The sequence below is a fragment of the Peptoniphilus mikwangii genome (assembly GCF_000468535.1).
GTDB classification, from domain to species: domain Bacteria; phylum Bacillota; class Clostridia; order Tissierellales; family Peptoniphilaceae; genus Anaerosphaera; species Anaerosphaera mikwangii.
On record NZ_AUQY01000005.1, the window covers coordinates 429,197 to 442,654 of the forward strand.

The window sequence follows — 13,458 nt, forward strand, 5'->3', positions numbered from 1 at the left end:
GTAATCGTGAGAAATTATGAGAAAATAACCGCCTTGTATGAAAGGCTAAGCCGAGATGATGAACTACAAGGCGAGAGCAATTCGATCGTCAATCAGAAGAAAATCTTGGAAGAATACGCAAAGAAAAATCATTTGGAGAACATCGTTCATTTTACCGATGACGGAATCAGCGGGACGCAGTTCGATCGTTCGGGATTTATGGCAATGATGAACGGAGTCAATCAAGGAAATATCGGTTGTATCATCGTAAAGGATATGAGTAGACTGGGCAGAGATTACCTCAAAGTCGGTCAATGTATGGAGATATTAAGACAAAAGGGAGTAAGACTCATTGCCATAAACGACAATGTAGACAGCTTTTACAAAGATGATGATTTCACTCCTTTCCGAAACATTATGAACGAGTGGTATGCGAGAGATACCTCAAGGAAAATCAAGTCCACATTCAAAGCGAAAGGAGAAAGCGGAAAACACACAGGAAGCAGTCCACCCTATGGCTATATAAAAGACAAGGACGATAAAAATCAGTGGATTATCGATGAAAAAGCGGCAGAAGTTGTCCGAAGAATATTCCATCTGACAATGGATGGAAAAGGAACCTATGCCATTGCAAGGATATTAGAAGCCGACAAGATAGATATACCCGCCTATCATCAGCAGAAATTGGGATATGGACTACATCAAAGCAAAGTGTTTGAATATCCGTATCGTTGGTGCAGTTCCACGATTGCAAGTATCTTAAAAAAGCAAGAGTATTTAGGGCATACAGTCAACTTCAAAACCAGAAAGCATTTCAAAGATAAGAAAAGTAAATATGTATCTGAAGATAACTGGCTCATTTTTGAAAACACCCACGAGCCAATCATAGACCAAGAAACCTTTGATAATGTGCAGAGAATACGAGGAAATGTCAAACGCTATCCCGATGGTTGGGGCGAATACCACCCCCTTACAGGACTGATGTATTGTGCCGATTGTGGCAGTAAAATGTATGTTCACAGAACGAGCAACTACAAGAATATCCCCTATTATACTTGTAGTGCCTACACAAAAGTACCTTGTGGGACACTTTGTCCCTCCGCTCACAGGATAAAAGCAGAAGTGGTATTAAATCTCATTCAAAGCACCCTACAAGACATTAAGAAATGCCTTGATGAAGATAACGAAGCCTTTCTCCATTCCATTCAAAATGAAATGGAAGAAAGCGAAAAAATAGAAATGGAAAAGAAAAGGACAAGGCTCACAGATAGTACAAACAGGCTTCAGGAACTGGAACGTTTAATGTGTCGGATATACGAAGATATGATATTGGAGAAGATACCGAATACCCGATATGAAATCTTAAATAATCAGTATGAAACAGAGCAAAGAGAACTAAGCAAAGAAATCGATGGGTTGGAAAAATCCATCAAGCGATACGAAAAAGAAACCAACAGAGCCAAAAAGTTTATCCGGTTGATTGAACGCTATGATAACTTTGATGAACTGACACCGACCATCATCAACGAGTTTGTAGAAAAAATCTTAATACACGAACGAGATCGAAAAGGCAGTCAAACCGCCAATCAGAAAGTAGAAATCTACTTCAACTTTATCGGAAACTATGAACCGCCGAAAGAAGAATTATCCGAAGAAGAAATGCAGAAATTAAGGGAGGAGGAAGAAAAAGAACGGGCAAGAAAAGACAGGCTTCATCAAAACTACTTGAAACGTAAAGCAAACGGCAAGCAAAAAGAATATGAGGACAGATATAAGGCAAGGAGAGAAAAGAAAAAACAGGATAAGTTAAAGGTTTTGAAAAGAGCGGGGATACCGGTATGTGAAATGCAGAACATTTTAATTGAATAATATATCTCAGGAGTCAATGAATAAAAAAATAAAATATTCATTGACTTTTATGTTTGCTGGTGCTATGATATTTATGAATAAAAAACGGAAAATTCATAGATGCATTTATAATATTTGGAGGCTTAAAATGGCAAAAGCATTTACAGAAGAAGAGAAGATTAAAATAAAAGAAGATATTATGGAAACAGCTCTTGATTTGTTTCATGAAAAAGGGAAAAAATCCCTTAGTATTTCAGAACTGACAAAAAGAGTAGGGATAGCTCAAGGAAGCTTCTATAATTTTTGGAAGGACAAAGAATCTCTCATTATTGATTTAATGGCATATAGATCCATACAGAAATTGAATGACATAGAAAAAGAATTCTCAAATTCATTAACAAATCCTAAAAAATTTCTTTCAGATGTGATTTATAAGTATGCCATAGATATTATCCTGAAGATTAAAACGCAGCCTATTTATCAAGAGGCATTTAAAATATTTGCAAGTCAAGATTCAAAGAAAGTAAACAGAGTAGAAAATCTTTATGGAGATTTTGTAGATAGGTTAATAGACTATTGGTACAAAAATAATGCAGTAAAAACTGTGGACAAGCAAGGATTATCCAATGCTTTTGTTGGTAGTTTTGTTCTATGTTCAAATTATATTCATTTCAATGAAGATACATTTGAGGAAGTACTACATATCTACATAGAGAGTATTGTTAGCAGGTATGTAGAAATATAGTTTAAAAAGGGAGAACATTATGATACTGAATTTTGATGAGATAAAAAAGGAAGATGTGTTAATTGCAGGAGGGAAAGGTGCCAATCTTGGGGAAATGACCTCTGCAAAAATAAATGTTCCAAGAGGATTTGTAATTACAGCAGATGACTATAGAGATTTTTTAAAGGAAAACAGCATTGATATTTTTATTGAAAATGAAATTAAAAAATCAGGGAATGATGAAAAAGTTCTATTAAATGTAGCTGATGATTTTAGAACAAAGATAAAGTCCGGTAAATTTCCTACACTACTTGAGAATGCAATAAGAGAAAAATATTTTAATCTTGGAGATAATGTAAGAGTTGCTGTGCGTTCATCTGCAACAGCAGAAGATTTGCCGGATGCAAGTTTTGCAGGGCAACAGGAAACTTATTTAAATGTACGAGGCTTAGATGATGTATTAGAACAGGTGCGTAGTTGTTACGCTTCTTTATGGGGTAACAGAGCTGTGAGCTATAGATTACATCAAGGTTATGGCCAAAGCTCCGTTTCGATTGCTGTTATTATTCAGGAAATGGTAGAAAGCGAAAAAGCAGGTGTTTTGTTTACTGTGAATCCGGTAAGCAAAAAAGAAAATGAGATGCAAATCAATGCGAGTTATGGTTTAGGAGAGAGTGTTGTAAGCGGAAGAGTTACAGCAGACAGCTATATTGTTGACAAAAATGGAGAAATTATTGAAGTAGCTATTGGAAGCAAGGAAACACAGATTATATATGGAGAGAAAAACACGGTAGAGGTGAAGGTAGATGACAATGATCGAAAAAAACGAGCATTAAATGATACGGAAATATCAGAGCTAATAAAGTCTGGTTTGAAAATTGAAAAGCATTATAAAATGCCAATGGATATTGAGTGGGCAATTAAAGATGATGAAGTATATATTTTACAGGCAAGAGCTATTACTACTTTGAAAAGTTCTATCAATCACATATCTGAAGATAATTTAGTACAAAAATATACAAAGGGTAAAAAAATCAATAGAAGTACACGAGAAGTGATGTCATTTTTTTTAGAAAAAATGCCTTTTGCACATAGAGCGCTTGACTTCGACTATCTGGCAGCAATAAATGATCAGAAAGTTAATATTTTATTAGAAGGCGGAATTGTTTTACCAAGAAATCCAATTATAGATGATGATGGAATACAAACTTTTTCTGACGCAGGTAAGCGAATCAATAAAAATATATTTAAGTTTTTTAAGATTTTAAAAAATATGAAAGATTTTAATGGTTGCTATCATAAGTGCAAAGATTTTATGAAAATATATGAGTCTAAAATAGAAAAAATTAAGCATTTAAATTTTGAAAACATGACATTAGAAGAAAACAAAAATTTTATGGAAGATAGCTACATTCTTTTACAAAAATTGGCTTATGACAGATTCAAATACGCTTTATTCCCATCTGTTTTAAACGATAAAAAATTCACTAAAATAATCAAAAAAGCAAATGCTAATTATTCATCATTTGATTTTTATTGGAATTTGGATAACAAAACATCAGCAGTTACAAATGATATTTATAAAATGGCTTGTGAGATAAGAAAAAATGAATCTTTAAAAAGAGCTATTATATCCGGAGAAAGTTATAAAGAATTATATGAAAATTATGATGACTTTAGAGATATAACAGATAAGTTTATGCGAGATAACGGATTTAAATCTGATTATAATTGCTATTGTTTATCTGCAAAAACATTTATTGAAGATCCTGATAGGCTAATAAATATATTAAGACCTATATTAAATACGGATGAAAATAGTGATGAGATTAAGCAAGGGAAAGATTTTTCCAAGTTAATGATAAGGCTAAAAGAAATTTATGGAAACAAGTATCAAGATATAGAAAAACAAATAGAATATTTCAGATATTTTCATGTGGTTCGTGAAGAAAGCCAATATATCTGGGAAACCTTATTTTATTATGTAAGACAATGTGTCAAAAGAATAAACTACATTCTTCTTGGCAGTGAAGATTATGAAGTTGGGATTGCAAATCTGTTTCATAAAGAACTTTTGGAGGTGATGAATAGGGGCAGCTTAAATGAATCGGATAAGGAAAAAATAAATAGGAGAAATGAAAAATTTCCTTTAGCAATAAAAGTATGGGATGCATCAAAATTGTTAATTTTTGAAACAAATGGTGATGTCCTAAAGGGGGTAAGTGGAAGTGCCGGTATTACAGCCGGAAAAGTGTGCATAATAAATAGTCCGAAAGAATTTTATAAGATGCAAAAAGGCGATATTTTAGTTTGCCATCTCACTGATCCGGAGTGGACACCGTTATTTAAGCTGGCAAGTGCAGTTGTGGCTGATACGGGAGCGGCATTAAGCCATGCTGCAATTGTTGCAAGGGAGTTTAATATTCCGGCAGTGCTTGGCGTGGGCTTTGCAACTACAAAATATAAAGATGGGGATATGATTCAAGTAGACGGTAATAAAGGTGTAGTTAGAGGTTTGTAGCATGAACTCAAGTAATAATAAAAAAGAATTTAGAAGAAAAGCTATTTTAAACGATGCTCTTCTACCATTATTAGTGAAAACTTCTATTCCTACCATTATAGGTATGCTCGTCATGGTAATTTATAATCTGACTGATACATTTTTTGTCGGTATTTTAAATAATAAATCCATGACAGCTGCTATCGGTATTGTGTTTAGCTTTATGAGTTTTATTCAAGCTATTGGATTTTGGTTTGGGTATGGAAGTGGAAACATAATGTCAAAAAAGATTGGAGAAAATGAAGAAAAGGAAGCAGAAATTATATCGTCTATTGGAATTCTCTTTGCTATTGTCATTGGTATTTTAATAGCTATTTTATCATGGTTTTTTGTTTTACCGCTGTCAAAATTTATAGGTGGAAGTGCTTCTGAAAACTTGTTGAATTTCACAGTAGAGTATCTAAAGGTAATTATTATCAGCATTCCGTTTGGTCTTTATTCTATTACGCTTTACAATCAATTAAGACTTTGTGGGAATGTGAAAGATGGAATGATAGGATTATTGATAGGAATGGTTGTCAATATGGTTCTGGATCCTGTATTGATGTTTGGGTTTAAATTCGGCTTTATTGGAGCCGGATATGCAACATTGATAGGACAAATTACAGGCTGCATCGTATTAACGAATTTATCAGAAAAAAATGGAAATATTGCTGTTGACTTAAAAAAAGCAAGGATAAATAAAGATAGAGTATATCATATTTTGGCAGGAGGAATGCCTAATTTTTCAAGACAATCTATTACAAGTATCGCTTTAATTTTACTGAATGTTGTAGCCGCAAAATACGGTGATGGTGTTATAGCAGCATTAACAATAAGCTCAAGGATATTAGCATTAGCATATATGATAATGATAGGCTGGGGTCAGGGTTTTCAACCTATCTGTGCGATGAATTACGGGGCAAAGCAATATGATAGAGTCAAAAAGGCTTTTAAATTTGCAGTAATAGGAGGTACTTTATTTTTAATTATAGCGGCTATTTTGTTATATGTTTTTTCTGAACCACTTATTAAAACAATGTCAAATGATAATGAAGTTATTTTAGTCGGTGCAGAGATACTGCGTATGCAATGTATTACAATGCCACTTTTAGGATACTTTGCGATTAGTAGTATGCTAATGCAAAATATTGGACAATATTTTTGGGCATCAATAATTTCAATTTCACGACAAGGAATATTTTATATTCCGTTATTATATATTTTATCAAATATCTTTGGGCAATTTGGAATATATTTGTTTCAACCAGTGGCAGATGTTTTGTCATTTGGTTTAGCTGTTATCGTAGTTAGGAAAATAAAATTTGCTAATGATAAATGCAAAAAAGATGGCATTTAAAGTTTATAAAAGATTTATTCAGGAGGAAAAAATATGTAGCTAAGTAGTGGAGGGATAAATAATGGAAACACTAAATTCTGTTATTCACATAAGATATATTTATCCTTTTTTATGTTTGTAATTGCTTACACATAGCAATATCATTTTATCAAAACCAACAAAGTAGAAAATCATATAAAGTATTAGTTTTTAACCTAAGAGGACATTTTACGCCAAAGTGTAGAAGTCCTCCTTTTTTGTTCTCAAAAAGCAAAATCAGAGAACAGAAAAGGAGGAATACTGGGTGGATAAAGATAAAAGAGAATATTTCATTTATGTCAAAGGAAAAGCTGTACCTGTCAGTGAAGAAGTATATAAAGCCTACTGGAAGATAACAGAGCATGAAAAATATCTTCAGAGAAAGGATTGGAAGTATGACGTGATTCCATTTTCAGCAATGGATTATGACGGACACTTTGTAGATAACATCATAGATGAAAGAGTAGACTTAGAAAAAATTGTAGAGGTCAAAATGCAGATTGAAGAATTAAACAAGGCATGAGCTACACTCACAAAAAAAGAAAGAGAGCTGATAAAAGCCATTTTCTACAAAGAAGAAAGTCTAAGGTCGATTGGCAAAAAAGAAAAAGTAAGCTATCAAGCAATCGGAAAAAGGAGGGATAAGATTTTAGAAAAACTAAGAAAACTTTTAGAAGATAAATTCTAAAGAGATGGGAAAGGTTAAGTATCTAAAAAAGGTGCTTAGCCTTTCTTTATTTGGAATGCAACAATATTGAAACGGAGGAATGAAAAATGAAAGAGTTAGAAAAAGCGATTGATCAATTAAAAAAAGAAAACGACAGAATAGAAAAGGCACAGAACAGAGCGAAGTTACTCAATCAAAAGATAAACAAACTTAAAAGGAATGCTGAAACAAAAAGAAAGGTACAAAAAGGTGGAGTATTTGAAGCCTTTGAAAGAGAAATTACAGGTAGGCAAGAAGATACAAATAACGATTTAATCTATGCCTTTTTAGATTATGTACTTTCTGATAATCAAAATAGAGAAAAGCTAAAAGAGCTTACAGAAATTCATTTAAGAGAAAAAGAAATCTCATTAGAAGAAAATCAAAATATTGAAGAAGAAAACGTAAATGATGATTTTGAAGAACCGGAAGATGAAGAATAAGAAAAGACAAAAATGTATTAGGGATTGAGATGGAGCAAAGTGAGAAACATTTTAACACTTTGCTTTTTTTGTGGATTTGAAAATCTACAAAAAGCAAAGTTCACAGGGGTCTAAGGGGGAGTAGCCCCCTTGAACAAATAAAAATGCTTTAGCGTTTTTGTTTCCTTAGCGGAGCTAATAGCTTTCCGCAGGAACGCAAAGCACCGAATGTAGTCGGTGTATCTTTGCGCCCTTTGAAAAAGGGAGCGAAGATACCTCTCATAATAAGGATACTAAAATATGAAAACTAAATATCAGACAAAGATTAGCAGATAGAAAATTGTCAAAGAAAATCTATCTGCTTTTCTTATGACCGAAAATACAAAAATCATAAATCAAAAGGAGCGAAAAGAATGGAGATTAAAAGTTTGCACACCCATGTAGATATCGTTACAAGGGCAAAAGGAGCAAGCGTAATTGCAAAAGCTGCATACAATGCAAGAGATAAATTACAAGATGAATACTATGGAAAAACACATGACTATTCTAAAAAAACAGACCTTGTATTTTCAAAAATATTTCTGCCGGAACATGTCCTGAAAGAATTTTCAAACAGAGAATACCTATGGAATGAAGTTGAGAAAATCGAAAAAAGTAAAAATTCACAACTTGCAAGAAATCTACTCTTTGAACTGCCAAGAGAATTAAATGAACAGGAGAGAATAAAGTTAATCAGTGAATTTATAGAAGAAAACTTTACTTCTAAAGGTATGATAGCAGACTGTAATATTCATAATCCTATGGCAAGCGATCATGAAGAACAACCACACGCCCATATCTTACTTACCCTAAGAGAAATGGATAGTGAGGGAAAATGGAAACCGAAATGCAGAAAAGAATATATCCTTGATGAAAACGGAGAAAAGATAAAGCTGAAAAGTGGAAACTACAAATCAAGAAAAGTAAATCTGAATGATTGGAACGAACCTGACAAAGCAAAAGAGTGGAGAGAAAACTTTTCAAAGAAAGCAAATGGATATTTGGAAAGGAACAATATCCAAAAGAGAATAGATCCACGCACCTTTGAAGAACAAGGTAGAGAAGAACTTCCGCAAATCCATTTAGGAACAAGCAGTTACCAAATGGAGAAAAAAGGCATACAGACAGAAAGAGGAAATCAAAACAGAAAAATCATTGCCTTGAACTTAGAATTTAAGAAGTTAAAAGCAGAACTATCAAAACTTACATCTTGGATAGGTTCGTTACTTGGGAGTCTGCAAGTAAAATATGATGAATACAAACAGGAGAAGAAAGAAGAATATGAGAACAAAGCGGAACTCTTTAATCTCTATGAGTACATTTCCATCTATTACGATATACAGGGAGAAAAAGCAAGAAAACTAAACCCCTATGCAAGCAACAAAAAGATAGGTGCAGACCTAAGACGATTTTCAAAAGCAAGGATATATTTATCAGATAACAAATTGCAGACCATTGCAGACCTACAAGAAAAGATAAGTACATTACAAGCAAAAAATAAGAAGATTAGTCAAGACATTAAGGCAAAAACCGCAAGGATAGAAAGCTTAAATAAATGCTTCACCTATGCGGACATCATCAAAGATAACAAACAAATCTTTGAGGAATGGAACAGTAAATCCTTATTCAAAGATAGCTTTTACAATTCACACAAAGATGAGATAGATAAATATAAAAGAGCAAGGGCAATCCTTGAAAAGATAACAGGCTCATCGGCGATTAAGTCTAAAGATTGGAAGAAAGAAATCCAAAGTCTTGAAAGTGAAATATCAAAACTCAACAGACAATCTCAAAAAATCAAAGAAGAATACGAAAGTATCAATCATATCAAGTATGCCGTAAAAACGGTCAATGAGGATTATGGCATAGACCTATCTATTGAGATTGACAAGGCAATTAAGAGAGGAGAAAAACCAAGTGTCATTGCACAGATTAAGAAATATCAGGAGCAACAAGAAGCCTACGAAAAACGAAAGGAAAAGACAAAGAACTATTACAGGAATGAGGAAAGATGAAGTCCTAAAATGGGATAACATCAAAAACGAAGGGTGCCGTAAATCACGACATCCTTAAAAAACTAAGAGAGGAGAGAAAAATGGCAGATAAAAGAATGTTTTCACTCAAGATAGTGGATAGCGATTTATTTTTAGATATGCCACTAAGTAGTCAATGCCTATATTTTCATCTATCAATGAGAGCAGATGATGACGGCTTTGTAAATAATCCTAAGAAAATCATCAAGATTATCGGAACGAATGAAGATGACCTGAAAATACTTATTGCCAAAGGCTTTGTGATTGTCTTTGAACAAGGAATTATCGTCATTACGCATTGGAAAATCAACAACTTTATCCGTAAAGACAGATATAAACCGACCTTATATGAAAATGAGGTGCAGAGCCTATCCCAAACTAAAAACGGAATGTATATCAAAGAGGTTGGTTGTCATTTGGTTGCGGAGCGGTTGACAAGTGGTCAACCCAGTATAGATAAGGGTAGATTAGATAAGGTTAGTATAGATAAGGGGAGAGTAGAACAGGATACTCCCTTTTCTTTTTACGGAGAATATAAAAATATTCGATTAACCGATGAAGAATACCGAAAGCTGAAAGATAAGCTGCAAGGTCATACCGATATGATGATTGAAAAGCTGTCAAGATATATCAAGAGTACCGGAAAGACCTATCAAGACCACTATGTAACAATCCTTAACTGGTATGAACAGGACAAGGATAAACTATCACAGAAAAAGACCCGAAAGATTCCGACTCTTGAAGATTATGATAAGGGAGAACATTTATAGCTATCATAAAGGTAAGTGTAAAGGCATTTTTAGAGCGTTAAGACTAAAAGAGGTATCAAAGTATACCTAAGATAAAAATTAAGCTTTAAAACTCAACTTGAAGGAAATTAGCAGATGAAAAAATATTGATAGGTTTGGTATAATTAAATATTATTATGAGTGAGGAGGTATGACCTTTGGATAATAAAGAGCCGTCTATCACAAGTGATAGTGAGTATAAAAAGCTATTGTCAGAGTTAAAAGAGAAAGTAAGAAGTAGCCAACTTAAAGCTGCAATAAAGGTAAATTATGAGTTGTTAGATTTATATTGGACTTTGGGAGAATACATTGTAAAAAATCAAGAACAACATTCATGGGGAGATGCCTTTATAAAATCGTTAGCTAAAGATTTACAAAAAGAATTTCCTGATATGAAAGGTTTTTCTGAAACAAATATTAAGTATATCAGAAGATGGTATTCATTTTATATAAAAGGGCTACAAGGTGTAGCCGAAATAGAAAATAACGACAGCAATTCAAAAGGACTACAGCCTGTAGCCCAATTTGATGAAAGAGTTATCAACCATATTAAACAGATACCTTGGGGACATAATCAAAGGATAATAAATAAGTGCAAGACCATTGATGAAGCCATATATTATGTTGATAAAACTATTGAGAACGGATGGAGTAGGAATGTACTTGTACATCAAATTGAAAGTGGATTATATGGCAGGGAAGGAAAATCTATAACAAACTTTGAAAAAAGGTTACCTGCTTTGCAATCAGACCTTGCAAGACAGACATTAAAAGATCCATATCATTTTGACTTTCTTACAATTCGTGAAGGATATGATGAAAGGGAACTTCAAAAAGAACTGGTTGACAAGATTTCTGATTTTTTGCTTGAACTTGGCGAGGGATTTGCTTATATTGGCAAAGAATACCACTTAAATATAAATGGCGATGATTTTTATATTGATTTACTGTTTTACAATTTGAAACTCCATTCTTACATTGTTATAGAACTGAAAGCGGAGAAGTTTAAGCCGGAACATTTAGGACAGCTTAATTTCTATGTAACAGCAGTGAATAGAGAGCTAAAAACTGATAGAGATAATGCTACGATTGGACTTCTTATTTGCAAAGATAAAAACGATGTCGTTTGTGAATATTCATTAGAACAAATATCGCAACCTATAGGTATAAGCAAATATGAGATTACTAAATTACTTGAAGCAGAATATAAGAGCAGTTTGCCGAGTATTGAAGAAATAGAGAAAAAGATCAAAGAAATAGATACGGATAATTAAAAACATCAAAGAAATGAATAAATATTGGCTAATGACGATTGGAAAAAATCACTAATCGTCATTTTTTATTGCAAAGAAAGGAGAAAATATGCAAGAAAAAAGAAATGAACAAACTACAGGAACAAAGACGATAAAGAAGATTGGAAAAACCACTTATGAGGTGATTGTCCATTTTAATGATAAAAGCAGTGAAACTATGCAAGATAAACTAAAAAGGATAATGTTGAGGGAATTTCGGAGAAAATCGGACGAAAAAAAGATGATTTTGATTAAAAAGTCCTTGACAAGTAGCAACAAGGGTAATGGAATTAAGAAGAACACATAATTACTATTTTAGTGAAAAATGTTTTTCTTAATTCTTTTTTTATTGGATAAATTGAGTGAAAGGAGGTAATCTTGAAAGTATATGTATTTAAAATGTGTTCGATTTGGATACATAGGATAGGATAGGCTAGATAAGGGTATAAGAGAAGAAAGTCCCTCCAAAACTCAAAAACCTATGAAGAATTTCAAAATGTCAATCTAAGCGATGAAGAATATCAGATGACAAAATTTCGGAAAAGTGAGATAATTAAATGGATAAGAAATTGACAAATTATAGTTGATGAAGTCTTTGGTTGGATTTATGCTTTGTATAAGTCAATGCTTGATACTTATCGGGTTTCGGAAATTCTTGTTACGGGAAGTTCTTCCGGTGTGACGCTTGCATTAGGACTTGTATCGCATATCAATGCCATGCCTAAGGATATTGAAGTCCCCAAACAAATATATGCATCATCTCCCGGGCAGTGCTCTACAGATGAAGAGTTGATCAGGAAAGGATGTATACTTGATAAAAAGGATATTTTATTAAATATAAACTATATGGAGATTATTGATAAAATCATGACTCATGGGAAAATATGCTTAAATATCACAAATGGTTTTCCTGCTTTTTAACATCATCCGGGGAGAGTTGAATACATATGAACTATATTAAATATGGAAACAAGAAAAATAAGTCTTTGTTATTTATTCATGGACTTGCTTCTACGGCACAGTTGTGTTTTGACCCGCTTCTACCTTACTTACAGGATTATTATATAGTTCTTTGTGAGTTGGATGGACATTGCGCTTCTAAACCGAATGATATGTTATCGCTAAAAGATAGTATCGATGATATAGAAAATTACATTCAAGAGGAAATGAATGGGAATGTATATGGTCTTTGCGGTTTTTCCATGGGTGCTACCATAGCAGTTGAGCTGATTGCACGTGAAAATATAGCTGTTGAAAGAGTACTGCTTGATGCGGCGATTATCATTGAAATGGGGCTTATGGCTTTACCATTTCAATGGGCTTTTATTATCGGAACAAGTAGAATCAAGCATAGAAAACCAATACCTCAGTTTTTGCTGAATAAGATGATGGGAAAAGATAACCATAGCGTAATTGAAATGATGTATACGCATATTAGTAAAAAAACAATTCAGAATGCTTGTAAATATATTTATCACTACAAGATTTCTGAAAATGTAAGAAAATTTTCTAATCCGGTCTTATTTTGGCGTGGAAGTGAAGAATCTATTCCTGCTAAGGGTGAAAAGAAATTGAAAGAATATCTGCCACAAATGGCAAGTGAAGTTTTTGAAAGCATGGGACACGGACAATTTTTGCACGAGCATCCGAAAGAATATGCGGAGAAACTGAAAATATTTTTGCAAGAATAAAATGGATTTAATTTATAGG

11 protein-coding genes and 1 pseudogene are annotated in these 13,458 nt (G+C 33.2%); all 12 read left to right on the top strand.

The features are described 5' to 3' along the window. The first annotated feature begins 6 nt into the window (after positions 1–6). Positions 7–1,848, top strand: coding sequence for a DUF4368 domain-containing protein (locus tag M915_RS07010; protein ID WP_036730579.1), 1,842 nt, complete (start codon positions 7–9; stop codon positions 1,846–1,848). Between the two features lie 127 nt (positions 1,849–1,975). After that, positions 1,976–2,572 carry a TetR/AcrR family transcriptional regulator gene (locus tag M915_RS07015; protein ID WP_034819198.1) on the top strand — a complete coding sequence of 199 codons (597 nt, stop codon included), beginning with the start codon at positions 1,976–1,978 and terminating at the stop codon, positions 2,570–2,572. Between the two features lie 19 nt (positions 2,573–2,591). After that, the gene (locus M915_RS07020; RefSeq protein WP_036730586.1) at positions 2,592–5,072 is read left to right on the top strand and encodes a PEP/pyruvate-binding domain-containing protein; all 2,481 of its coding nucleotides are present in this window, start codon (positions 2,592–2,594) and stop codon (positions 5,070–5,072) included. Position 5,073: 1 nt separating this feature from the next. After that, entirely contained in the window at positions 5,074–6,450 is a 1,377-nt protein-coding gene (locus M915_RS07025) for an MATE family efflux transporter (RefSeq protein WP_036730589.1), read from the top strand. A gap of 283 nt (positions 6,451–6,733) precedes the next feature. Beyond that, positions 6,734–7,156 (top strand): annotated as a pseudogene (locus M915_RS07030) (sigma-70 family RNA polymerase sigma factor). Between the two features lie 86 nt (positions 7,157–7,242). Further along, on the top strand, positions 7,243–7,617 hold the full coding sequence (locus M915_RS07035) for a hypothetical protein (RefSeq protein ID WP_036730593.1): 375 nt from the start codon (positions 7,243–7,245) through the stop codon (positions 7,615–7,617). A 392-nt stretch (positions 7,618–8,009) separates the two neighbouring features. Beyond that, positions 8,010–9,650 (top strand): MobQ family relaxase, encoded by a 1,641-nt coding sequence (gene mobQ / locus M915_RS07040; RefSeq protein WP_036730595.1) that lies wholly within the window; start codon positions 8,010–8,012, stop codon positions 9,648–9,650. An 80-nt stretch (positions 9,651–9,730) separates the two neighbouring features. Next, positions 9,731–10,438 carry a hypothetical protein gene (locus M915_RS07045; RefSeq protein WP_036730597.1) on the top strand — a complete coding sequence of 236 codons (708 nt, stop codon included), beginning with the start codon at positions 9,731–9,733 and terminating at the stop codon, positions 10,436–10,438. A gap of 176 nt (positions 10,439–10,614) precedes the next feature. Further along, the gene (locus tag M915_RS07050; protein ID WP_036730600.1) at positions 10,615–11,730 is read left to right on the top strand and encodes a PDDEXK nuclease domain-containing protein; all 1,116 of its coding nucleotides are present in this window, start codon (positions 10,615–10,617) and stop codon (positions 11,728–11,730) included. A gap of 88 nt (positions 11,731–11,818) precedes the next feature. Beyond that, positions 11,819–12,055: a transposon-encoded TnpW family protein gene (locus M915_RS07055; protein WP_081689762.1), complete on the top strand. Its 237-nt coding sequence runs from the start codon at positions 11,819–11,821 to the stop codon at positions 12,053–12,055. A gap of 305 nt (positions 12,056–12,360) precedes the next feature. Further along, positions 12,361–12,669: a hypothetical protein gene (locus tag M915_RS07060; RefSeq protein ID WP_235043776.1), complete on the top strand. Its 309-nt coding sequence runs from the start codon at positions 12,361–12,363 to the stop codon at positions 12,667–12,669. A 26-nt stretch (positions 12,670–12,695) separates the two neighbouring features. Next, positions 12,696–13,439: an alpha/beta fold hydrolase gene (locus M915_RS07065; protein ID WP_036730604.1), complete on the top strand. Its 744-nt coding sequence runs from the start codon at positions 12,696–12,698 to the stop codon at positions 13,437–13,439. Positions 13,440–13,458: the final 19 nt, after the last annotated feature.